The sequence below is a fragment of the Streptomyces sp. CNQ329 genome (assembly GCF_000482585.1).
The window spans coordinates 40,089-64,103 of record NZ_AXVU01000036.1 but is presented as its reverse complement, the minus strand read 5'-3'; the positions used below and the strand labels follow the sequence as shown (position 1 = coordinate 64,103).

Below are 24,015 nucleotides of genomic sequence, written 5' to 3'. Positions count from 1 at the left end.
GATGTCGGGGTCCCAGTCGAGGGTTTCGAGGTTCATGAGCATGGTGCGTGAGGCGTTGGTGACGTCGGTGACGTGGACGCCGCGTCCGGGGCCGCCGGTGAGGTTCCAGATGACCCAGGAGTCCATGGTGCCGAAGAGGATGTCGCCGGCTTCGGCGCGGGCGAGGAGGCCGGGGGTGTTGTCCAGCAGCCAGCGGATTTTGGGGCCGGCGAAGTAGGAGGCCAGTGGCAGGCCGGTGGTGGCGCGGAAGCGGTCCTGGCCTTCGGTGCCGCCGAGCTGGCGGCACAGTTCGGCGGTGCGTACGTCCTGCCAGACGATGGCGTTGGCCACGGGCTCGCCGGTGTGTTTGTCCCACAGCAGGGTGGTCTCGCGCTGGTTGGTGATCCCGATGGCCTTGACGTTCGCCGAGGTGATGCCGGCCTTGGCGACGGCACCGTCGACGACCTGCTGGACATTGCGCCATATCTCCAGCGCGTCGTGCTCGACCCAGCCGGGCCGGGGAAAGATCTGCTCGTGTTCCTTCTGGTCCACCGACACGATCCGGCCATCGGTGTCGAACACGATGCACCGGCTCGAAGTCGTCCCCTGATCGATAGCCGCAATGAACGGGCCTGCAGTGTGTGCGTCGGTCATGTCGCTCCGATACGTCGTTGGTTCGGCGTGGGTCGAGGTGGTGCCCTGCGCCGTCCCGCCCGGCGGGCGGGCGGGACGTGCCGGCTCAGGCGAAGACGGCCTGGTAGAGACCGCCGGCGGCGGCGCCGCCGAGCAGCGGACCGACGACGGGGATCCACGCGTAGCTCCAGTCCGAGCCGCCCTTGTTGGGCAGCGGCAGCAGCGCGTGCACGATGCGCGGTCCGAGGTCGCGTGCGGGGTTGATGGCGTAACCGGTGGGGCCACCGAGCGAGAGCCCGATGCTGACGACCACCAGGGCGACGATCAGTACGCCCAGCGGGCCGAGCCCGTTGCCCTCCTGATTGAGCCCCTGGGTGAGGATCGCGATGACCAGGACGAAGGTGGCGATGATCTCCGTCGTCAGGTTCTGCACGGTGTGACGGATCTCGGGGCCGGTGGAGAAGACGCCGAGCACCGGGCCCGCGCCCTTCTCATGGGCCTCGATCGCCTTGCGATCCGCGTTCTGGAGATGACCGACGACCTCCTCGTCGGTGAGGTGGTGCTGGAACTGGCCGTAGTAGGCCAGCCACACGAACGCGGCGCCGATGATGGCGCCGAGCATCTCGGAGGCGATGTAGAGCGGCACGTCGCCCCAGTCGGTGTCGCCCTTGATCGCCAGCCCGAGGGTGACCGCAGGATTGAGGTGGGCTCCGGAGACGCCGGCGACCGCGTAGGCGCCGACCAGGACCGCGAGACCCCAGCCGAAGGCGATCGCGACCCAGCCCGCTTGGAATGCCTTGGACTTCTTGAAGGTGATGGCGGCGACCACGCCGCCACCGAGAACGATCAGCAAGGCGGTGCCCAACACCTCGCCGGAAAATATGTCCCAATTGGACGGGTCCATCCTGCGACTCCTCTGTCCTGGCTGGTCCGTTCAAGGAATCCGGTTTCGCGAGTCACACCATACGTCAAGTATGTCGTCAGGTGTTCGACAATGCCGACCGGTGCACGGCAGTGTTCCGCCACGTCACAGGCGCGTCAAGGCCCGTGGGGCGAAATCGCGGAATCGGCCGAACGGAGGACGCGCGGGTCAGAAACGCCCGGCGCCCAGATCCCGGGCCACCGCCCGGGCGCAGTCGCGCACCGCGGCCACCAGCTCGGGCCGCAGCTCGCCGTCCGGGCAGACGCGCTCCACCGCCCCGGTGACGCCCACCGCCCCCACGGGCATGCCGCGGCGGTCCCGTACGGGGGCGGCGACCGAGGCGATGCCGTCCCAGGTCTCCTCGACGTCCGAGCCCCAGCCCCGGGCGCGGGTCAGCTCCAGGACCCGTTCGAAGTCGGCCGCCTCGGTGACCGTGGCGGGCGTGAGCGCCTTGCGGTCACCCTCCGCCGCCTCGGCGTGTGCCACCGGGTCCACGGCGCACAGGACCTTGCCCAGGGCCGTGCTGTGCAGCGGCTGCATGGCGCCTATCTCCAGCACCTGCCGGCTGTCGTCGGGCCGGAAGACGTGGTGGACGATGAGGACGCCCTGGTGGTGCAGCACCCCCAGGTGCACGCTCTCGCCGCTGGCCCGGGCCAGGTCGTCGGTCCAGGGCAGGGCGCGGGCGCGCAGCTCGTGCACGTCCAGGTAGCTGTTGCCCAGGCGCAGCAGCTCCGCGCCGAGCTGGTACCGCCCGGAGACCGGGTCCTGCTCGACGAAGCCCTCCTGCTGCAGCGTGCGCAGGATGCCGTGCGCCGTGCCCTTGGCCAGACCCAGCGTGGAGGCGACGTCCGACAGGCCCAGGCGCCGCTCCCCTCCGGCCAGCAGGCGCAGCACCGCAGCCGCTCGCTCGAGCGACTGGATGTTCCGTGCCACGGAAGATCCTCCTCAACGAGACAGGAAGTTCGACAATGCTGAACAGTATCGGTCATTGTCGCGCCGGACAGGGGTCATCGGGGAAGACCCCGGAAGCGCCGATCGCGCACGAGTCTGCCGGAAAACGCCGCAAACCCGCACTGTCCGGGTCGTGGGACACCCTGCATCGCACCGGCTCCGGCCGATACCCTGGGCCCGTGCACCGGTCCCCGCGGGCCGTGCATAGCCGACAGCCGTCGCACACGAGGGAGTATCCCCATGGCTTCGCAGCCGTCCCAGCCCGCCGCCAGCCAGCAGACCCGAGCCGACGCGCTCCGCGAGGCACTCGCGACCCGCGTGGTGGTGGCCGACGGTGCCATGGGCACCATGCTCCAGGCGCAGGAGCCCACGCTGGAGGACTTCCAGCAGCTCGAAGGCTGCAACGAGATCCTCAACGTCACCCGCCCCGACATCGTGCGCTCCGTGCACGACGAGTACTTCGCGGCCGGGGTGGACTGCGTGGAGACCAACACCTTCGGCGCCAACCACGCCGCCCTCGGCGAGTACGACATCGCGGACCGGATCTTCGAGCTGTCCGAGGCCGGGGTGCGTATCGCCCGCGAGTCCGCCGACGCGCACACCGCGGGCGACGGCCGCCCGCGCTGGGTCCTCGGCTCCATGGGCCCCGGCACCAAGCTGCCGACCCTCGGCCACGTCGCGTACGGCACGCTGCGCGACGCCTACCAGCAGAACGCCGAGGGCATGATCGCCGGCGGCGCCGACGCGCTGCTCGTCGAGACCACCCAGGACCTGCTGCAGACCAAGGCCGCCGTCCTCGGCGCCCGCCGGGCGCTGGCCGCCACCGGCGCGAACCTGCCGCTCATCTGCTCGGTGACCGTCGAGACCACCGGTGCCATGCTGCTCGGGAGCGAGATCGGCGCCGCGCTGACCGCGCTGGAGCCGCTGGGCATCGACATGATCGGGCTGAACTGCGCCACCGGCCCGGCCGAGATGAGCGAGCACCTGCGTTACCTCGCCCGGCACTCCCGGGTGCCGCTGTCCTGCATGCCCAACGCCGGCCTCCCGGTCCTCGGCAAGAACGGCGCCCACTATCCGCTGACTCCGGGCGAACTGGCCGACGCCCAGGAGACGTTCGTCCGCGAGTACGGGCTGTCCCTGGTCGGCGGCTGCTGCGGCACCACCCCGGAGCACCTGCGGCAGGTGGTCGAGCGGGTACGGGGCCTGGAGCCGGCCGAGCGTGCGCCCCGGCCCGAGCCGGGGGCCGCATCGCTGTACCAGACGGTGCCCTTCCGCCAGGACACCTCGTACCTGGCGATCGGCGAGCGCACCAACGCCAACGGCTCGAAGAAGTTCCGCACCGCCATGCTCGAAGGCCGCTGGGACGACTGCGTGGAGATGGCCCGCGACCAGATCCGCGAGGGCGCCCACATGCTCGACCTGTGCGTCGACTACGTCGGCCGTGACGGCGCCGCCGACATGGCCGAGCTGGCGGGCCGGTTCGCCACCGCCTCCACGCTGCCCCTCGTGCTGGACTCCACCGAGGTCCCCGTGATCCGCGCCGGCCTGGAGAAGCTCGGCGGCCGGGCCGTCATCAACTCCGTCAACTACGAGGACGGCGACGGCCCCGAGTCCCGCTTCGCCCGGGTCGCATCGCTCGCCCGCGAGCACGGCGCCGCACTGATGGCGCTGACCATCGACGAGGAGGGTCAGGCGCGCACCGCCGAGCACAAGGTCGCCATCGCCGAGCGGCTGATCGAGGACCTCACCGGCAACTGGGGCATCCACGAGTCCGACATCCTCATCGACTGCCTGACGTTCACCATCTGCACCGGCCAGGAGGAGTCCCGCGGCGACGGCCGGGCCACCATCGAGGCCATCCGCGAACTCAAGCGCCGCCACCCCGACGTACAGACCACGCTCGGCCTGTCGAACATCTCCTTCGGTCTCAACCCGGCCGCCCGGGTCGTCCTCAACTCCGTCTTCCTCGACGAGTGCGTGAAGGCCGGCCTGGACTCGGCGATCGTGCACGCCAGCAAGATCCTGCCGATCGCCCGGCTGGAGGAGGAGCAGGTGCAGGTCTGTCTGGACCTGATCTACGACAGGCGCAGGCCGGCGCAGGGCGACGAGCCGGCGTACGACCCGCTGCAGCGCCTGCTGGAGCTCTTCGAGGGCGTCGACACCAAGTCGATGAAGGCCGGCAAGGCGGAGGAACTGGCGGCGCTGCCGCTGGAGGAACGGCTGAAGCGGCGGATCATCGACGGCGAGAAGAACGGCCTGGAGGCCGACCTCGACGCCGCGCTCGCGGAGCGGCCGGCGCTGGACATCGTCAACGAGACGCTGCTCGACGGCATGAAGACGGTCGGCGAACTGTTCGGCTCCGGGCAGATGCAGCTCCCGTTCGTGCTCCAGTCCGCCGAGGTGATGAAGACCGCGGTGGCCTATCTGGAGCCGCACATGGAGAAGGTCGAGGACGGCGAGGGCGGTTCCGGCAAGGGCACCATCGTGCTGGCCACCGTGCGCGGCGACGTGCATGACATCGGCAAGAACCTCGTCGACATCATCCTGTCCAACAACGGCTACGACGTGGTCAACCTCGGTATCAAGCAGCCGGTCTCGGCCATCCTGGAGGCCGCCGAGGAACACGCGGCCGACGTGATCGGGATGTCCGGGCTGCTGGTGAAATCCACGGTGATCATGAAGGAGAACCTGGAGGAGCTGAACCAGCGCCGGCTCGCCTCCCGGTTCCCGGTGATCCTCGGCGGCGCCGCGCTCACCCGCGCGTACGTCGAGCAGGACCTGCACGAGATCTACGAGGGCGAGGTCCGCTACGCCCGCGACGCCTTCGAGGGGCTGCGGCTCATGGACGCCCTCATCGGCGTCAAGCGCGGCGTCCCCGGCGCCGAGCTGCCCGAGCTGCGCCCCCGCCGGGTCCGCGCGAGCGAGCCCGAGCCCGCCGGGGAGGCCGAGGGCGGCGCCGCCCGCTCCGACGTGGCCACCGACAACCCCGTGCCCACCCCGCCGTTCTGGGGCACCCGGGTCGTCAAGGGCATCCAGCAGGCCGACTACGCCTCCTGGCTGGACGAGGGCGCACTGTTCAAGGGCCAGTGGGGGCTGAAGGCGCCGCGCGGCGAAGGGCCCTCGTACGAGGACCTGGTCGCCACCGAGGGCAGGCCGCGGCTGCGCGGCCTGCTGGACCGGCTGCAGACCGGCAACCTGCTGGAGGCGGCCGTCGTCTACGGCTACTTCCCCTGCGTCTCCAAGGGCGACGACCTGATCGTCCTCGGCGACGACGGCGCCGAGCGCACCCGCTTCACCTTCCCGCGCCAGCGACGCGGCCGGCGGCTGTGCCTGGCGGACTTCTTCAGGCCGGAGGACTCCGGCGAGACCGACGTCGTCGGCTTCCAGATCGTCACCGTCGGCTCGAAGATCGGCGAGGCCACGGCCGAGCTCTTCGCCGCCGATTCCTACCGCGAGTACCTGGAGCTGCACGGGCTCTCCGTGCAGCTCGCCGAGGCGCTGGCGGAGTACTGGCACGCGCGGGTACGCGCCGAGCTGGGCTACGGCGGCGAGGACCCGGCGGACGTCGAGGACATGTTCGCGCTGAAGTACCGCGGCGCCCGGTTCTCGCTGGGCTACGGCGCGTGCCCGGACCTGGAGGACCGGGCGAAGATCGCCGAGCTGCTGGAGCCGGAGCGGATCGGGGTGAAGCTCTCCGAGGAGTTCCAGTTGCACCCGGAGCAGTCCACGGACGCGATCGTCATCCACCACCCCGAGGCGAAGTACTTCAACGCCCGGTGAGCGCCGCCGGCGCCCGGCACACAGCCGGGCGCCGGGCGCCCCGGGAAACGCCCCCGGCACTCCACAGGCACTTTTCGGACAGTCGGCTTACACTGGTCGGTCCGGAACAGGCCGGTCGCTTCTGGCGGCCGGCCTTTGCGCCCCTTCGAGGGAGGTGAGCGGATGACCAGCAGCATCCCCGCTGAAGGCACCCGAACGGCTCAGGGCACCGCCCCGGTCCGCCGGGTGCGGTCCGTCCGCGGTACGACCCCGCAGGCCGTACTGCTCGACATGGACGGCACCCTGGTCGACACCGAGGGTTTCTGGTGGGCCGCCGAGGTCTCGGTCTTCGCCGAGTTCGGCCACGAGCTGACCGAGGAGCAGCGTCAGGTCGTCGTCGGCGGCCCGATGTCCCGCAGCGCCGCGTACCTCATCGCCACCACCGGCGCGGACATCGCCCTGTCCGAGCTGACGGTCCGCCTCAACACCCGGTTCGAGGAGCTGATCGACGGCGACGTGCCCCTCATGCCCGGCGCCCGGCGGCTGCTCACCGAACTCGCCGCGCACGACGTGCCCACGGCCCTGGTCTCCGCCTCCCACCGGCGCATCATCGACCGGATGCTGCGCGCGCTCGGCCACGAGTTCCACCTCTCGGTGGCGGGCGACGAGATCCCGCGCACGAAGCCGCACCCCGACCCGTACCTGCACGCCGCGACGGCCCTCGGCGCCGACCCGCGGCGCTGCGCCGTGATCGAGGACACCCTCACCGGGGTGACGGCGGCGGAGGCGGCCGGCTGCGCCGTCGTGGCGGTACCGTCGGTGGCGCCGATCGAGCCCGCGCCGGGGAGGCACCTTGTGCGCTCCCTCACGGAAGTCGATCTCCCCTTTCTCCGCTCCGTAGTCGACCGCCTCCAGTGAGAAAGCGGCGGAGAACTCCGCGCAGCGGTCCATGCATTTTGCGTAACGAAAGCCGTTACCCCATTGCCGCTTCACGGCGTGGATTCGCCGTGGTGACCTTTCTCACGCACACAGCCCTCGACAGGTGAACGGTCTTGTGCTGGAGAGGTTCTCACAGGCCTGGGGTGCGCCGCCCTGTGCCCGGTTTGATTCGGGTTCGCGGCCAATGTTCCCGCGTCCGGTTATCGGAAGGACGCCGGGCGTAATCGGCGCGTGATTCTTTCTCAACTTCCCTGCGGCCGAGCCCGGCTGGGTGCTCCGGCTAATCTCTCCGGGGACGCCTGAGGGAGAAAGTCGACCATGATTCGTAAGTCGTTGGTGCTGCCCGCGCTGGTGGGTGTGCTCGCTCCGATCGTCGCCTCCTGCGGAGTGGTGGGCGGCTCCGGCGGGGGCGGCGACGCGATCGTGGTGGGCACGACCGACAAGCTGGAGCTGACGAAGGAGAACCCCGCCCCCCTCGACCCCGCCACGGCGTACGACATCAACTCCTGGAACATTCTGCAGAACACCTTCCAGACGCTGATGAGGATGCCGCGTACGGGCTCGGAGCCCGAGCCGGACGCCGCCGAGCGGTGCGTCTTCGCCGACCGGCTCAGCGAGCAGTACCGCTGCACGCTCCGCGACGGCCTGAAGTTCACCAACGGCCACGACCTCACGGCGGCGGACGTCAAGTTCTCCGTCGAGCGGATGCTCGAGATCAAGAACCCCAACGGCCCGTTCCCGCTGCTCGCCAACGTCGACACGGTGGAGACACCGGACGAGCTGACCGTGGTCTTCCACCTCAAGTCGCCCGACGCGACGTTCCCCCTCAAGCTCGCCACGCCCGCCGCGGCCATCGTCGACAGCGAGGTCTACGAAAAAGACAAGCTCCACAAGGGCTTCGAGATCGCCGGCTCCGGCCCCTACAGCCTGAAGGTGGAGCACGAGGACGACGTCGCCACCAAGGCCGTCTACACCGGCAACGACGCCTACAAGGGCGAGGTCGAGCCGCAGAACGACGCGGTCGAGGTCCGCTACTTCGACACCTCCGGGAGCATGGAGAAAGCCATCTCCGGCGGCGACATCGACGTGATGGGCCGCAGCCTGAAGCCGGAGCAGATCAACCGTCTCGACGAGGGCACCGACGGGGACGTCAGCCTCTTCGAGACGCCCGGCGCGGAGATCGCCTACCTCGTCTTCGACGTGGAGAACCCGACCGTCGAGGACCGGGCCGTGCGCCAGGCGACGGCCGAGGTGATCGACAGGACGAAGCTCGCGCGCGAGGTCTACCAGCGCACCGTCGACCCGCTCTTCGCGATGATCCCGCGCGGCATCGTCGGCCACAACACCGCGTTCCACGACGCCTACGGGGATCGCCCGGACATCGACGCCGCCCGCGAGCTGCTCCGGGACGCCGGCGTCGAGACCCCCGTCGAACTCACCCTGAACTACACCACCGACCACTACGGCGAGACGACGAAGGCCGAGTTCGAGGAGCTGCGTGACCAGCTCAACCAGTCCGGCCTGTTCAAGGCCACCCTCAAGGGCGACACCTGGGAGACGTACAAGAAGAACTACGCGGAGAATCGGTACGCCGTCTACGGCCTGCACTGGTATCCCGACTTCCCCGACCCCGACACGTTCACCGGGCCGTTCGTCGGCGAGGAGAACTTCACCTTCAACAACTACGAGAGTTCCGTCATCGAGGACCTGATCCCGCGGACCCGCCAGGAGGCACAGCGGGAGCGTACGACGGACAGCTTCGAGCGGATACAGGACGTCCTCGCGACCGACGTCCCGTACCTCCCGCTCTGGCAGGGCAAGCAGTACATCGCGGCGCGCGACACCGTCACGGGGGCGGAATGGGCGCTCAACTCGTCGTCGACGCTGCAGCTGTGGGAGCTGCGGCGCGGACTGAGCGAGTAGGGCCCACCGGCGGTGCCGCGCCGGGCAGAGAACCGACCCGAGTGAAGGAACCCACACACGTGAAGAAGGCTGTCCAGCGGTTCGCCCCACCCCTCGGCGCCGCCATGGCCACCGTACTGCTCGCTGCCGGCTGCGGCTCGGACTCCGGATCGGGGGCCGGCTCCGGCGACGCGGTCGTGATGGGAATGACCGACGAGGTCACGGCCATCGACCCCGCAGCGGGCTACGACGTCGGCTCCTGGCTGGTGTTCAACAACGTCTTCCAGTCCCTGCTGAGCTTCCCCAAGGGGTCCACGGAGCCCGAGCCCGAGGCGGCGGAGGAGTGCGCCTTCGAGGACTCCGACAGCCGCGTCTACACCTGCACCCTCCAGGACGGGCTGAAGTTCTCCAACGGCTCCGAACTCACCTCCGAGGACGTGAAGTTCTCCTTCGAGCGCACCATCGGCATCGACGACCCGGCGGGCCCCGCCGTCATGCTCGACTCGATCGGCAACATCGAGACGCCCGACGAGCTGACCGTGACGTTCCGGCTGGACTACCCCGACGCGACCTTCCCCATGAAGATCGCCTCCGGCGCCGGCTCGATCGTCGACAGCGAGTCCTACCCCGGGGACAAGCTGCGCGAGGACGGCAAGGCCGTCGGGTCGGGACCGTACAAGCTGGACTCCTACCAGGAGGGCAAGGAGGCCGAGTTCTCCGTCAACTCCGGCTACAAGGGCACCGCCAAGGTGCAGAACTCCGGGATGACGCTGAGGCTGTACGGCGGGGGCGGCGGCGACGACAAGCTGAAGCAGGACCTGGAGAGCGGCGACATCGACCTGGCCTACCGCGGCCTGGCGATGAAGGACATCGCCCAGTTGCAGGACCAGGCCGGGGCCGGCCAGAAGATCCAGCTCGTCGAGGGCACCAGCGCCGAGGTGCAGCACCTGGTCTTCAACATGGACGACCCGGTCGCCGGCGACCCCGCCGTGCGCAAGGCGTTCGCGTACCTCATCGACCGCAACGCGCTGGTCCGCGAGGTCTACGAGGGCACGGCCGAAGAGCTGTACTCGATCGTCCCGGCCGGTATCACCGGCCACAACACCGCCTTCTACGACACCTACGGCGATCGCCCCGATCCGGCCAGGGCCGAGCAGGTGCTGCGGCAGGCGGGCATCGACGAGAAGGTGCGCGTGACGCTGTATGCCACGCCCGAGCGCTACGGGCCCGGCACGGTGCCGTCCTTCGAGCTGATCGCCGAGCAGCTCAACGACAGCGGCCTGTTCGAGGCGGACGTGGAGTCCGTGCCGCTGGACGAGTTCGAAAAGGGCGTCGAGGAGGGCTCGTACGGCGTCTACGTGAAGGGCTGGGTGCCGGACTACCCGGACCCCGACAACTTCACCGCGCCGTTCTTCGGCGAGGGCAACGTCCTGTCCAACAACTACAACCCGGGCCGGATCACCAGCGAGCTGATACCGGCGACCGCGGCCCAGTCGGAGCGTACGGCCACGGTGGACGCCTACGGCGAGCTGCAGAACATCGTCGCCGACCAACTGCCCGTGATACCGCTGTGGCAGGGCAAGCAGTACGCCGCCGCGCGGGAGAACATCCTCGGCCTGGAGTGGACGCTCGACGCCTCGACGGTCTTCCGCTTCTGGGAGATCTCGAAGGGTTCGGAGTGACCGGCCGGCGCGCCTGACATGCGTACGCGGCCGGGAGCCTCTCGCACGGGGGGCTCCCGGCCGTCGCTCAGGAACCGCCGGGGCGCACCAGCCCGCTCTCGTACGCGTACACCGCGGCCTGCACCCGGTCGCGCAGGCTCAGCTTGGTCAGCACGTGGCCCACATGGGTCTTGACGGTCGTCTCGCTGACGAAGAGGTCGGCGGCGATCTCCGCGTTCGACAGGCCGCGGGCGACCAGCTTCAGCACCTCCACCTCGCGCTCGGTGAGCGTGTCCAGGGTGTCCGGCACCTCCTGCTCTCCCGTCGGCAGCTTGGTCGCGAACTTGTCGAGCAGCCGCTTGGTGATGCTCGGGGCCAGCATCGCGTCCCCCGCGGCGACCACGCGGATCGCCTGGACCAGCTCCCCGGCCGGCGCGTCCTTCAGCAGGAAGCCGCTGGCCCCGGCGCGCAGCGCCTCCACCACGTACTCGTCGAGGTCGAAGGTGGTCAGCACCAGCACCTTGGCGGGCCCGTCCCGGCCGGCGCCGGTGATCTGCCGGGTGGCCTCCACGCCGTCCATGCGCGGCATCCGGATGTCCATGAGCACCACGTCCGGCTGCAGCGCCCGGACCTGGTCGAGCGCCTGGAGCCCGTCGCCGGCCTCACCGACGACGGCGATGTCCTGCTCGGCCTCCAGGATCATGCGGAAGCCGGTGCGCAGCAGCGGCTGGTCGTCGACGAGCAGGACGCGGATGGCCACAGGGTCTCCTCTTCCTCGGCCTGACCGACGTGTCAGGCGGTGCCCATTCTGCCCTGCGCGCCGTCGGCCTCCCCGGCCGGGCGGGGCCGCGGCAGGCCCAGGCCGACGGCGGTCAGCGGATAGGGGGGAGGGGTGCCGCCGAAGGCCGGGCAGGAGTCCTTGAAGTCGCACCAGCCGCACAGCCGGCCCGGCCTCGGCCGCCAGTCGCCGCTCTCCGTCGCCCGCACGATCGCCTGCCACAGGGCGAGCACCTTGCGCTCCACGCCGCGCAGATCGGCCTCGTCCGGGTCGTAGGTCAGCACGTCGCCGCTGCCCAGGTACACCAACTGCAGCCGGCGCGGGACGCTGCCCCGCAGCCGCCACAGCACCAGCGCGTAGAACTTGATCTGGAAGAGGGCGTCCGCGGCGAACTCCGGCGGGGGCGCCTTGCCGGTCTTGTAGTCCACCACGCGGACCTCGCCGGTCGGCGCGACGTCGACCCGGTCGATGACGCCGCGCAGCTTCAGCCCGGAGGCCAGCACGGTCTCCACGTAGAGCTCCCGGTCCGCGGGCTCCAGCCGGGCGGGGTCCTCCAGCGTGAACCACCGCTCGACGAGCCGCTCGGCCCCGGCCAGCCACTCCGCCAGCCGCTCCGCGGCCCCGGCGGCCACCCCGCCGTCCCCGTCCCCGGCCGCGTCCCCGCCGCTCCCCTCCCCACCGCCCTCGGTGTCACCGTCCGTGAACAGCTCCGCCAGCTCCGGCCGCTCCGCGAGCAGCCGCTCCCACGCCGGCGCCACCAGCGCCCGCGCCCGCGGCGGCGTACGCTCGGCAGCGGGATCATCGAAGAGCCGCTCCAGCACCGCGTGCACCAGCGTCCCGCGGGCGGCCGAGGCGCGCGGCTTCTCCGGCAGCCTGTCGATCACCCGGAAGCGGTACATCAACGGGCACGTCATGAAGTCCGCGGCGCGGGAGGGGGACAGCGCCCGGGGCGGCTCCGGGGCCCGGGGCACGTCTCGCCCGGCGGGCTCCCCGGGCGACGTGGGGGCGGGGTCCGCGGGGTGGTTCCCGGTGTCGGTGCGGGTACTCATGGTGTACGACCCTAGGGCCCGGGACCGACATCCGGCGGCATACGATGCAGGCCGGACCGGAGGGCAGGAGAACAAGCACCGCGAGCGGGCAGGAGTGGAAGTCGTGAGCGAGGAGCGCAGGGGCGATCGGCCCGGCCGCGGCGGCGGCATCCTCATGGGCCGCCCCTTCGGCGTGCCCGTGTACGTCGCCCCGAGCTGGTTCCTCGTCGCCGCCCTCATCACCTGGGTCTTCGGCGGCCAGCTCGAACGGATCCTGCCCGAGCTGGGCGCCCTGCGCTACGTGATCGCGCTCTTCTTCGCCGTCGCGTTCTACGCCTCCGTGCTCGTCCACGAGCTGGCCCACACCCGCGTCGCCCTCCACTACAAACTGCCCGTCCGCCGCATCCAGCTCCAGTTCTTCGGCGGCGTCTCGGAGATCGAGAAGGAGTCCGAGACCCCCGGCCGCGAGTTCTGGCTCGCCTTCGCCGGGCCGCTGCTCTCCCTGGTGCTCGCCGGCGGCTTCTACGGCGCCCTCCAGTTCGTCGAGCGGGAAACCGTGCCCGCGGTGCTGCTCGCCGCGCTGACGATCTCCAACCTCATCGTGGCCGTGTTCAACCTGCTGCCCGGCCTGCCGCTGGACGGCGGCCGGATGCTTCGCGCCGTGGTGTGGAAGGTCAGCGGCAAACCCATGACCGGCACGGTCGTCGCCGCCTGGGTGGGCCGCGCGCTGGCCGTGGCCACGCTCATCGGCCTCCCGCTCTTCACCCACTCCCGGGCCTCCGACCCCGGCAGCTTCGACACCGTCACCGACGCCCTGCTGGCAGCGATCCTGGCCGCGATCATCTGGACCGGCGCCGGCAACAGCCTGCGCATGGCCCGGCTCCGCGAGCGGCTGCCGGAGCTGCGCGCCCGCGCCCTCACCCGCCGGGCCGCGCCCGTCACCGCCGACACCCCGCTCTCCGAGGCGCTGCGCCGGGCCGACGCCGCCGGCGCCCGCGCCCTGATCGTCGTCGACGGCCGCGGCGATCCCACCGGCGTCGTCCGGGGCGCCGCCATCGCCCAGACACCCACCCACCGCCGCCCCTGGGTGGCCGTCAGCTCGCTCTCCCAGGACCTCACGGACGAGATGAAGCTCTCCGCCGAGCTGACGGGCGAACAACTGCTGGAGCACCTGCGCGAGAGCCCGCACAGCGAATACCTCGTGCTGGAGGAGACCGGCCACATCTACGGGGTGCTGGCCACCGCCGACGTCGAGCGGGCCTTCGTCGCCGCCATGGCCCGGCCGCAGCCCTGACCCACGCAGGCCGGTAGGGTGAGCGGCATGTCCGAGCCGACCGGTGCCGCCCGCCGCCGCGGGCCCTTCCAGGTCGGGGACCAGGTACAGCTCACCGACCCCAAGGGCCGCCACTACACGTTCACGCTCGAAGCCGGGAAGGCTTTCCACACCCACAAGGGCTCCTTCCCGCACGACGAGCTGATCGACGCCCCCGAGGGAACCGTCGTGCGCACCACGGGCAACGTCCCGTATCTCGCGCTGCGCCCCCTGCTCCCCGACTACGTGTTGTCCATGCCGCGCGGAGCGGCCGTCGTCTACCCCAAGGACGCCGGCCAGATCCTGGCGTTCGCCGACGTCTTCCCCGGTGCCCGCGTGGTCGAGGCGGGGGTCGGCTCCGGGTCGCTGACGAGCTTCCTGCTGCGCGCCGTCGGTGACAGCGGGATGCTGCACTCCTACGAGCGCCGCGCGGACTTCGCCGACGTCGCCCGGCAGAACGTGGAGCGCTACTTCGGCGGCCCCCACCCCGCCTGGCAGCTCACCGTCGGCGACCTGCAGGACAACCTTGCGGACACCGACGTCGACCGCGTCATCCTGGACATGCTCGCGCCCTGGGAGTGCCTGGACGCGGTTGCGAAGGCCCTGGTGCCCGGCGGCATCCTCTGCGCGTACGTCGCCACCACCACCCAGCTCGCCCGCACCGTGGAGTCCATCCGCGAGCACGGCAGCTTCAACGAGCCGCAGGCGTGGGAGACCATGCTGCGCAACTGGCACGTCGAGGGCCTCGCCGTACGCCCGGACCACCGCATGATCGGCCACACCGGCTTCCTGCTCACCGCCCGCAGGCTCGCCGACGGCGTCGAGCCGCCGCTGCGCCGCCGCCGGCCGGCGAAGGGGGCGTACGGGGAGGATTACACCGGGCCCGGCGGCCAGCGGGCCTCGGCGGGGAACTGAGGCGGCACAGAAGCGGCAGGGGTCGTTCCGCGGGCGGCCGGTATGTGACACCATGCTGGCCTCCCCACGGCCCTCCCAGCCCTCCCAGGAGCCTCACCCGTGCAGCCTCTGCCCGGCGCCGACCTCCCGCACACGCACCCCCGCCCGGTGCACTGGGTCGCCACCGCGACCGCCATGGCCGGAGTCATCGCCCTCGCGGCGCTCATCCAGCCCCCGACCGTCGCCGCCGGCAACGACGGCAAGGGCGACCACGGCGGCAGACCCGCCCCCGGGCCGGAGGCACGCGCCGCCCACTACCCGGTCGACTGCGCGGGCACCGAGCCGGAGGTCTTCAAGCAGGGCTCCTCGGACTTCGACGGCGACGGGCGCGCGGAGACGGTCGCCGTGGTGCGCTGCCGGGCCGCCGCGGGCTCCCCGCCCAGCGGGATGTACCTCGTGTCCGCCACCAGGCCCGGTGTGTCACCGCGTGTGACCGCGACACTGCTCGACCCGGCCGAGGGCATGAGCGTCGGGGAATTCGCTGTCCGCGAAAACGAGATTTCGGCCACCCTCCTCGGCTACTCCTCGCCGGACGTCCCCCGGAGCAAGCCGGACAAGCAGCGCAACGTGACCTGGACGTGGGAGGACGGCCGCTTCGAGCTCACCGCGGAGCCCGTCCCCGGCACCCAGGTCTGACCCCGCCGCCGCCCCCTCTCCCGCACCGCAATGCCGCCGGTCCCCGGAACCCGCGGGGAAGCAGTCGTGGTTCCGCTGCAATTCCAGGCACCCTGGGTGGGTGTTGAGCGTTGCAGAGGAAACAAATGGCTGCTTTCCGATGTTGCTGGATGGGTATTTGCCTGGCGTGAGGACGGGCGCACGGGTGAAGATCGGATGCACCCCGACCGTCTTTGTGATCTAGGGGTTTCAAGTGGGACGCGGCCAGGTAGGGTCAGGAAGCGTCCAGCTCCCCTTGGAGGAGGTGAGGACCGTGGCAGCCCACGACGACGACACCAACCGCGGCATCCGGCCGGGTCGAGGGTCCGACGACCCTGCCGGTCAGGTCGCCTACCTTGAGCAGGAGATCGCCGTCCTGCGACGAAAGCTCGCCGACTCGCCGCGTCACACGAGGATCCTCGAAGAACGCATCGTCGAGTTGCAGACCAACCTCGCCGGAGTGTCCGCGCAGAACGAGCGCCTGGCCAACACTCTCCGTGAGGCACGCGACCAGATCGTCGCCCTGAAGGAAGAGGTCGACCGGCTGGCTCAGCCGCCCGCCGGCTTCGGAGTCTTCCTCCAGGCCGGTGACGACGGCACGGCGGACATCTTCACCGGCGGCCGCAAGCTGCGGGTGAACGTCAGCCCCAACGTGGAGCTCGACGAGCTCCGCCGCGGGCAGGAGCTGATGCTCAACGAGGCGCTGAACGTGGTCGAGGCCATGGAGTTCGAGCGCTCCGGTGACATCGTCACCCTGAAGGAGATCCTGGAGGACGGCGAGCGCGCCCTCGTGATGGGGCACACCGACGAGGAGAAGGTGGTGCGGCTCGCCGAGCCGCTCCTGCACACCACCATCCGGGCCGGCGACGCCCTGCTCCTGGAGCCCCGCTCCGGGTACGTCTACGAGGTCATCCCCAAGAGCGAGGTCGAGGAGCTGGTCCTCGAAGAGGTTCCGGACATCGACTACACCAAGATCGGTGGCCTGGGCAACCAGATCGAGCTGATCAGGGACGCCGTCGAGCTGCCGTACCTCTACCCCGACCTCTTCAAGGAGCACGAGCTGCGGCCCCCCAAGGGCGTGCTCCTCTACGGCCCGCCCGGCTGCGGCAAGACGCTGATCGCCAAGGCGGTCGCCAATTCCCTCGCCAAGAAGGTGGCGGAACACACCGGCCGCCCCGCCGGCAAGAGCTACTTCCTCAACATCAAGGGCCCCGAGCTGCTCAACAAGTACGTCGGCGAGACCGAGCGGCACATCCGCCTGGTCTTCCAGCGAGCCCGTGAAAAGGCCAGCGAGGGCACCCCCGTCATCGTCTTCTTCGACGAGATGGACTCGCTCTTCCGCACCCGCGGCTCCGGCGTCAGCTCGGACGTGGAGAACACCATCGTTCCGCAGCTCCTCTCGGAGATCGACGGTGTCGAAGGCCTGGAGAACGTCATCGTCATCGGCGCCTCCAACCGCGAGGACATGATCGACCCCGCGATCCTGCGCCCCGGCCGGCTCGACGTGAAGATCAAGATCGAGCGTCCGGACGCGGAGGCCGCCAAGGACATCTTCTCCAAGTACCTCACCCGGACCCTGCCGCTGCACGCCGAGGACATGTCCGAACACGGCGGCTCTCCCGAGGCCACCGTCGAGGCGATGATCCAGTCCGTCGTCGAGCAGATGTACGCCGAGTCCGAGGAGAACAGGTTCCTCGAAGTCACCTACGCCAACGGTGACAAGGAAGTCCTCTACTTCAAGGACTTCAACTCCGGCGCAATGATCGAGAACATCGTGGACCGCGCCAAGAAGATGGCCATCAAGGCGTTCCTCGACCACAACCAGAAGGGTCTGCGCGTCTCCCACCTCCTCGCCGCCTGCGTCGATGAGTTCAAGGAGAACGAGGACCTGCCCAACACGACCAACCCCGACGACTGGGCCCGTATCTCCGGAAAGAAGGGCGAGCGGATCGTGTTCATCCGCACCCTCGTCACCGGAAAGCAGGGCGCGGACACCGGCCGGTCGATCGACACGGTGGCCAACACCGGTCAGTACCTGTAAATGCGGCGAATCCGGCTGCGGGGGGCACCACACGGCCGCCCGCAGCCGGACACGCATTTCCACGGGGGCAAACGGACCGGAGCAAAGGCTGTAATGATCTCCCCACTGCCGTCAAGGCGTTCTAGGCTCTTCCGTACCGGCGCGCGGCGCAGCGCATCGCCGCCGCGGGGACCACACATGCCGCAGACGCAGCGGTACTTGAGTGCCGTCCAGGGCCGCGGACGGCACCGGGCAAGGAGGGCCGCATGACCGTACGGCGAGTAATGGGCATCGAGACGGAGTACGGAATCTCCGTCCCGGGCCACCCGAACGCCAATGCCATGCTCACCTCATCCCAAGTCGTCAACGCCTACGCGGCGGCGATGCACCGGGCGCGCCGCGCCCGCTGGGACTTCGAGGAGGAGAACCCGCTGCGGGACGCCCGCGGCTTCGACCTCGCCCGCGAGGCCGCCGACGCCAGCCAGTTGACGGACGAGGACATCGGCCTCGCCAACGTCATCCTCACCAACGGCGCCCGGCTCTACGTCGACCACGCCCACCCCGAGTACAGCGCCCCCGAGGTCACCAGCCCCCGCGACGCCGTCCTCTGGGACAAGGCGGGCGAGCGCATCATGGCCGAGGCCGCGGAACGCGCGGGTCAACTGCCCGGTGCCCAGCCCATCCACCTCTACAAGAACAACACCGACAACAAGGGCGCGTCCTACGGCTGCCACGAGAACTACCTGATGAAGCGGGAAACCCCCTTCTCGGACATCGTGCGCCACCTCACGCCCTTCTTCGTCTCCCGCCAGGTCTTCACCGGCGCCGGCCGCGTCGGCATCGGCCAGGACGGCAATGACCACGGCTTCCAGCTCAGCCAGCGCGCCGACTACTTCGAGGTCGAGGTCGGCCTGGAGACCACACTCAAACGCCCCATCATCAACACCCGCGACGAACCCCATGCCGACGCCGAGAAATACCGCAGGCTGCACGTCATCATCGGCGACGCGAACCTGTCCGAGATCTCCACCTACCTCAAGCTCGGCACCACCGCCCTGGTGCTGTCGATGATCGAGGACGGCTTCATCGCCGTCGACCTGGCCGTCGATCAGCCCGTGCGCACCCTGCACCAGGTCTCGCACGACCCCACGCTGCGTCACCAGGTGGTGCTGCGCAGCGGCCGCACGCTCACCGCCGTACAGCTCCAGATGGAGTACTGCGAGCTGGCCCGCAAGTACGTCGAGGAGCGCTTCGGCGGGGACGCGGACGAGCAGACCACGGACGTGCTCACCCGCTGGGAGGACACCCTCAACCGGCTGGAAGCCGACCCCATGAGCCTCTCCGGCGAGCTGGACTGGCTGGCCAAGCGGGAGCTGCTGGAGGGCTACCGCCGCCGGGACGAACTGGACTGGGACGCGGCCCGCCTCGCCCTGGTCGATCTGCAGTACGCCGACGTACGTCCCGAGAAGGGCCTGTACAACCGGCTGGCGGCCCGCGGCCGGCTCAAGCGGCTGCTGACCGAGGACGAGGTGCTGCGGGCCGTGAAGAAGCCGCCGGAGGACACCAGGGCGTACTTCCGCGGGCGCTGTCTCGAACAGTATGCGGACGACGTCGCGGCGGCCTCCTGGGACTCGGTCATCTTCGACCTCCCCGGCCGCGACTCCCTCCAGCGGGTCCCCACGCTGGAACCCCTGCGGGGTACCCGCAACCACGTGAAGGAGCTGCTGGACCGCTGCCGCACGGCGGAGGAGCTGGTCCGGGTCCTCTCGGGCGGCTGATCCGGGACGGACCGGGCTAAAGGTGGCGCGGAGGGGAATCATCCGGGTGGCCTTCCGGCGTTGAAAGAGCACCGGGCCGATGTCGGCCCCAGCTTGTAGGGTCGGATCTTGTAGGCGACGCAGTCAGGACCATCGGGCGACACCGAGCGGGGTGAGGGAAATGGCGACCAAGGACACCGGCGGTGGTCAGCAGAAGGCCACGCGGTCCCAGGAAGAGGTCGAGGAGCAGGCGCAGGACGCCGAGGTCTCCGAGGACCTGAAGGAACGGCAGGAGAAGCTGTCCGAGGACGTGGACTCCGTTCTCGACGAGATCGACGACGTCCTGGAGGAGAACGCCGAGGACTTCGTACGTTCGTTCGTGCAAAAGGGCGGCGAGTAGCCGCCCCGGGCGTCCGTCCGGGAGCATCCGGGCGGACGCCCGGACGCGGGCACGGGTAAGGTCCGTGCCCGGCGCAAGTCACCGGCTCGGCCCGTGGGGGGCGGGCCGCCGTACCCGGAAGGATTCGCGTGGAAGCCAACCCTCGGAGCACCGGGCGTCTGCCAGCCGCCTTCCTGACCCCGGGCTCGTCCTCGTTCATGGACTTCCTGGGTGAGCACGCTCCGACGGCCCTGCCGGGCAATCGGGAGCTGCCGCCCGTGAAGGGCGCCGTCGAGGCGCCGCACGGCACCACCATCGTGGCCGTGACCTTTCCCGGCGGGGTCGTCCTCGCCGGGGACCGGCGCGCCACGATGGGGAACATGATCGCTCAGCGCGACATCGAGAAGGTCTTCCCCGCGGACGAGTTCTCGGCCATCGGCATCGCGGGCACCGCGGGTGTCGCGGTCGAGATGGTGCGGCTGTTCCAGTTGGAACTGGAGCACTTCGAGAAGGTCGAGGGTGCGCAGCTCTCCCTGGAGGGCAAGGCGAACCGGCTGTCCACGATGATCCGGTCCAACCTGGGCATGGCGATGCAGGGGCTGGCGGTGCTGCCGCTCTTCGCCGGCTGGGACCCGGCGCGGGAGAAGGGCCGCATCTTCTCGTACGACGTGACGGGCGGCCGGACCGAGGAGCGGGGGTACGCCTCCGTGGGCTCCGGGTCCGTCTTCGCGCGCGGTGCCCTGAAGAAGCTGTTCACCGACGAGCTCACGGAGGAGCAGGCCGCCACCGTCGTCGTCCAGGCGCTGTACGACGCGGCGGACGACGACTCCGCCACCGGCGGGCCGGACATGACCCGCCGTATCTTCCCCATCGTCACGTCCATCACCGACGAGGGCTTCCGCAGGCTGCCCGACGCCGAGGTCTCCGAGATCGCCCGCTCGGTGGTCGACGGCCGGCTGGAGCAGCCCGACGGCCCGCGCGCTTCCGTGCTCTAGCAGGCGCGCGGCCCCACGAGATTTCTCAACGAGCAGAGAGGGACGGATAAGCCGGTGTCGACACCGTTCTATGTCTCACCCCAGCAGGCCATGGCGGACCGCGCGGAGTACGCCCGCAAGGGCATCGCGCGCGGGCGCAGCGTGGTGGTGCTGCAGTACAGCGACGGCATCCTCTTCGTCGCCGAGAACCCGTCCCGGGCCCTGCACAAGGTCAGCGAGATCTACGACAGGATCGCCTTCGCCGCCGTCGGCAAGTACAACGAGTTCGAGAATCTGCGTATCGGCGGCGTCCGTTACGCCGATCTGCGCGGGTACACGTACGACCGCGAGGACGTCACGGCCCGCGGCCTCGCCAACGTCTACGCGCAGACTCTCGGCACGATCTTCTCCAGCGGCGCGGAGAAGCCGTACGAGGTGGAGCTGATCGTCGCGGAGGTGGGGGAGACCCCCGCCGACGACCAGATCTTCCGGCTGCCCCACGACGGTTCGATCGTCGACGAGCATGGTTCGGTCGCGGTCGGGGGCAATTCCGATCAGATCAGCAGCTACCTCGACCAGCGGCACCGCGAGGGCATGACGCTGGCGGAGGGGGTGAAGCTGGCGGCGGAGTCGCTGGCGCGGGACAACAACGGCGGTGAGCGGGAGCTGACGTCGACGCAGCTCGAGGTCGCGGTCCTGGACCGGAACCGGCCGCAGCAGCGGAAGTTCCGGCGGATCCTCGGCAGCCAGCTCTCCCGGCTGCTGGAGGAGGACGGGGACGGTCCGGCGGGTGCCTCCGGCGCGGACGGCGCGGCGGAGGCGGACGGTACGGCGGAGAAGCCGGGAAACGGCGCCGGCAAGAAGAAGAAGTAGCGGTACGGCTGCGACCGGGCGGGCCCGGCCACGGGCCCGCCCGTCGCCGTGTCCGCACCCGCCTCCGGTGGCCCCGCTCCAGGGGGCGCCGCTCCGGTGGCCGGGCCCGCAGGCGGCCTAGGAGCCCGGTGCCGGGGCCGTGGAGGTGCGGACCGTCAGCCGGGCCGGGACCGTCGTGCTGCCCGCCCTGCGGCCCGCGAGGGTGTCGAGCAGCGCCGTCATGCCGGCCGCACCCACGGTGGCGGCCGGGAGCCGCACCGTGGTCAGCTCCGGCTCGACGGCGGTGGCCAGCGCCAGGTCGTCGAAGCCGGTCACCGACACGTCGTACGGCACCCGCAGCCCGAGGCGCCGTACGGCCTTGAGGGCGCCGGCCGCGAGCAGGTCGTCGTCGCAGACCAGGGCCGTGGGCCGGTCCGACGCGGGGCCCGTGAGGGCCCGCTGTGCCGCCGCCAGCCCGCCGGAGACGGACAGCTCGGCGGGTTCGGCGCGCAGCCGGACGCCGGGCACGTCGGCCAGCGCGTCGGCCAGCGCCCGCCCGCGGGCGGCGAAGGTCCAGGAGTCGATGCCGGCGGCGACGTGGGTGATCCGCCGGTGGCCCAGGTCGAGCAGGTGCCGGGCGACCTGGCGCATGCCGTCGGCGACGTCGGCGTTGACGGTGGCGACGGCGTCCGTGTCCGCGGGGTCGCTGTCGAGCATGACGAGCGGCAGCCCGCCGGCGCGCAGGGCCCGTACGGCGTCGGTGGCCATCGAGGAGGCGATGACGCCGTCGACGGCGGTGTGCGCGGCGGCGAAGGGGTCGCGCGCGGGGCCGATGCCTTCGGGGGAGGGGTAGAGCACGACGCCGAAGTCGTGGGCGGCGGCGGCGCGGGCGGCGCCGGTGTGGACACCGGCGAAGAACTCGTTGGTGAGCGCGGGGACGACGAGGAGCGCGGTGCGGGTGCCGCCGGTGCGCAGGGTGCGGGCCGCGGCGTTGGGGCGGTAGTCCAATGCGCGGGCGGCGGCGCGGACCGCGTCGGCCTTGGCGGCGGAGACACGCCCGCGCCACTTGCCGCCGAGGACGAGCGAGACGGCCGCCTGGGAGACACCGGCGGCCCGGGCGACGTCGCGGCTGGTGACGCCGCCGCCCCGGCCCGCCCCCGGCCGCGGGGCCGGCGCGCGCCCTCCGTCCTCGTGCGCGCCCCGCATGGTGCCTCCTCGTCCCGTTCCGGCGTACGGGGTCGACCCTCGCCCGTGTTACGTATAACCTACGGCGTTATACGTAACACTTCGGCGTCTCGGGAGGGGCCGTGCTGCGGGGATACGCCGAGTTGCTGCGCGTCAGACACGTCGGCCGGCTGCTCACCGGAACGCTCGTCGGGCGGCTGCCCAACGCCACCGCAGCGTTCGCCATCGTGCTGTTCGTCCGGGCCGAAGGCGGCTCGTACACCCTCGGCGGCATCCTCTCCGGGGGCTACGGCCTGGCCACCGCGATCGGGCAGCCCCTGCTCGGCCGCGCCGTCGACCTGCGCGGCCAGCCGCGCGTGCTGTTGCCCAGCGCCCTGCTGTCCGCCGCCGGCATGGCCCTGTTCGCCGTCGTGGGCATCGATCCGCTGCCGCTGGCCTGTGCCGCCGTCCTGGTCGCCGGAGTGTTCACACCGCCCCTGGAGGGCGCGCTGCGGGCGCTGTGGCCCAGCGTGCTGGGGCGTGAGGACAGGGTGCACGGGGCGTACGCGCTGGACGCGGTCGCGCAGGAGGTGATGTTCGCGGTCGCGCCGCTGATCGTCACCCTGCTGGTCGCCACCGCCTCCGAGGCCGCCGCGCTGCTCGTGCTGAGCGTCCTGGGCGTCCTGGGCGCCCTGTGGGTCGTCCTCTCGCCGCCTGCCCGCCGGTGGCGCTCCGAGCCGCGCGAGGCGCACTGGCTGGGTGCCCTGCGCGCGCCGGGGCTGCTGGTGATCCTCGGCGCGTTCTTCTTCGTCGGAGTCGCCCTCGGCGGTACCGCCGTCGCCTCCGTCGCGTACGCCGACGCCCGCGGAGACGACGCGATCGGCGGGTACCTCCTCTCCGCGCTCGGCGCCGGTGCCCTCGCCGGCGGTGTCGTCTACGGCGCGCGGCAGTGGCCGGGCCGGGCCGAGCGGCGGCTGCAGTTGCTGCTGGCGGGTCTGGCGGCCGGCTATCTGCCGCTGATGCTCACTCCCGGCCCCGTCGGGATGACGCTGCTCTCCGGCGTCGCGGGCCTGTTCCTCGCCCCCGCGCTCGCCTGTTCGTTCGTCGTCGTCGACCGGCACGCGCCGCGCGGGACCTCCACGGAGGCGTTCTCCTGGCTGGTCACGACCTTCGGGTTCGGCGCCGCCGCCGGCACGGCGATCAGCGGCCCGGCCGTCGAGCACGGCGGCGACACCGGCGGCTTCGCGGTCGTCGGACTCGGCGGTGCGGCGGCGCTGCTGGTGCTGACCGGCTTCGTGCGGATTCTGGTGCGCACGGGCCGCACGGCCCCGCCGGTCGAAAAAGATCGAATCGGCGGAGCTGCACCCGGTTTCGAAACAGAGCGACAGGCGTAATGT

19 protein-coding genes are annotated in these 24,015 nt (G+C 70.9%); 13 read left to right on the top strand and 6 right to left on the bottom strand.

Annotated features, from left to right (window positions below; translation table 11 throughout):
* The 3 genes from I003_RS0122525 to I003_RS0122515 form a co-directional block, all read right to left on the bottom strand.
* On the bottom strand, positions 1-633 hold a 633-nt coding region (locus tag I003_RS0122525), incomplete at its 3' end, for an FGGY family carbohydrate kinase (protein WP_027773585.1).
* A gap of 85 nt (positions 634-718) precedes the next feature.
* Positions 719-1,516 (bottom strand): MIP/aquaporin family protein, encoded by a 798-nt coding sequence (locus I003_RS0122520; RefSeq protein ID WP_037721442.1) that lies wholly within the window; start codon positions 1,514-1,516, stop codon positions 719-721.
* Between the two features lie 186 nt (positions 1,517-1,702).
* Positions 1,703-2,467, bottom strand: coding sequence for an IclR family transcriptional regulator (locus tag I003_RS0122515; RefSeq protein ID WP_027773583.1), 765 nt, complete (start codon positions 2,465-2,467; stop codon positions 1,703-1,705).
* 258 nt (positions 2,468-2,725) lie between these two features.
* On the opposite strand from I003_RS0122515, the gene metH reads away from it, so the two are divergent.
* The 4 genes from metH to I003_RS0122495 all read left to right on the top strand — a co-directional run bounded on the left by metH (position 2,726) and on the right by I003_RS0122495 (position 10,767).
* Entirely contained in the window at positions 2,726-6,265 is a 3,540-nt protein-coding gene (gene metH / locus I003_RS0122510; RefSeq protein ID WP_027773582.1) for a methionine synthase, read from the top strand.
* A gap of 162 nt (positions 6,266-6,427) precedes the next feature.
* Entirely contained in the window at positions 6,428-7,162 is a 735-nt protein-coding gene (locus I003_RS0122505; protein WP_027773581.1) for an HAD family hydrolase, read from the top strand.
* A gap of 339 nt (positions 7,163-7,501) precedes the next feature.
* On the top strand, positions 7,502-9,106 hold the full coding sequence (locus I003_RS0122500; RefSeq protein WP_027773580.1) for an ABC transporter substrate-binding protein: 1,605 nt from the start codon (positions 7,502-7,504) through the stop codon (positions 9,104-9,106).
* 59 nt (positions 9,107-9,165) lie between these two features.
* Positions 9,166-10,767 carry an ABC transporter substrate-binding protein gene (locus I003_RS0122495; RefSeq protein WP_027773579.1) on the top strand — a complete coding sequence of 534 codons (1,602 nt, stop codon included), beginning with the start codon at positions 9,166-9,168 and terminating at the stop codon, positions 10,765-10,767.
* Positions 10,768-10,834: 67 nt separating this feature from the next.
* Here the strand turns inward: I003_RS0122495 and I003_RS0122490 are convergent, their stop codons facing one another.
* A complete protein-coding gene (locus tag I003_RS0122490) occupies positions 10,835-11,506 on the bottom strand; it encodes a response regulator transcription factor (RefSeq protein ID WP_027773578.1) in 672 nt (223 codons plus the stop codon).
* Positions 11,507-11,538: 32 nt separating this feature from the next.
* On the bottom strand, positions 11,539-12,573 hold the full coding sequence (locus I003_RS0122485) for a PD-(D/E)XK nuclease family protein (RefSeq protein WP_027773577.1): 1,035 nt from the start codon (positions 12,571-12,573) through the stop codon (positions 11,539-11,541).
* 103 nt (positions 12,574-12,676) lie between these two features.
* Between I003_RS0122485 and I003_RS0122480 the strand changes: the two genes are divergently transcribed.
* The 8 genes from I003_RS0122480 (at position 12,677) to prcA (ending at position 21,475) form a co-directional block, all read left to right on the top strand.
* On the top strand, positions 12,677-13,846 hold the full coding sequence (locus I003_RS0122480) for a site-2 protease family protein (RefSeq protein WP_027773576.1): 1,170 nt from the start codon (positions 12,677-12,679) through the stop codon (positions 13,844-13,846).
* A 27-nt stretch (positions 13,847-13,873) separates the two neighbouring features.
* Positions 13,874-14,779 (top strand): tRNA (adenine-N1)-methyltransferase, encoded by a 906-nt coding sequence (locus tag I003_RS0122475; protein ID WP_027773575.1) that lies wholly within the window; start codon positions 13,874-13,876, stop codon positions 14,777-14,779.
* A gap of 99 nt (positions 14,780-14,878) precedes the next feature.
* A complete protein-coding gene (locus tag I003_RS0122470; protein ID WP_027773574.1) occupies positions 14,879-15,454 on the top strand; it encodes a hypothetical protein in 576 nt (191 codons plus the stop codon).
* Positions 15,455-15,746: 292 nt separating this feature from the next.
* Complete coding sequence (arc, locus tag I003_RS0122465) at positions 15,747-17,513, top strand: proteasome ATPase (RefSeq protein ID WP_027773573.1); 1,767 nt, start codon at positions 15,747-15,749, stop codon at positions 17,511-17,513.
* Positions 17,514-17,758: 245 nt separating this feature from the next.
* Positions 17,759-19,270 (top strand): depupylase/deamidase Dop, encoded by a 1,512-nt coding sequence (dop, locus tag I003_RS0122460; RefSeq protein ID WP_486584337.1) that lies wholly within the window; start codon positions 17,759-17,761, stop codon positions 19,268-19,270.
* A gap of 160 nt (positions 19,271-19,430) precedes the next feature.
* Entirely contained in the window at positions 19,431-19,649 is a 219-nt protein-coding gene (locus tag I003_RS0122455) for a ubiquitin-like protein Pup (protein ID WP_018836875.1), read from the top strand.
* A 128-nt stretch (positions 19,650-19,777) separates the two neighbouring features.
* Positions 19,778-20,623 carry a proteasome subunit beta gene (gene prcB, locus I003_RS0122450; protein WP_027773571.1) on the top strand — a complete coding sequence of 282 codons (846 nt, stop codon included), beginning with the start codon at positions 19,778-19,780 and terminating at the stop codon, positions 20,621-20,623.
* Between the two features lie 54 nt (positions 20,624-20,677).
* Complete coding sequence (prcA, locus tag I003_RS0122445; protein WP_051368381.1) at positions 20,678-21,475, top strand: proteasome subunit alpha; 798 nt, start codon at positions 20,678-20,680, stop codon at positions 21,473-21,475.
* A gap of 117 nt (positions 21,476-21,592) precedes the next feature.
* On the opposite strand, the gene I003_RS0122440 is transcribed toward prcA, so the two are convergent.
* On the bottom strand, positions 21,593-22,660 hold the full coding sequence (locus I003_RS0122440) for a LacI family DNA-binding transcriptional regulator (protein ID WP_027773569.1): 1,068 nt from the start codon (positions 22,658-22,660) through the stop codon (positions 21,593-21,595).
* Between the two features lie 101 nt (positions 22,661-22,761).
* Between I003_RS0122440 and I003_RS0122435 the strand changes: the two genes are divergently transcribed.
* A complete protein-coding gene (locus I003_RS0122435; protein WP_027773568.1) occupies positions 22,762-24,012 on the top strand; it encodes an MFS transporter in 1,251 nt (416 codons plus the stop codon).
* Positions 24,013-24,015: the final 3 nt, after the last annotated feature.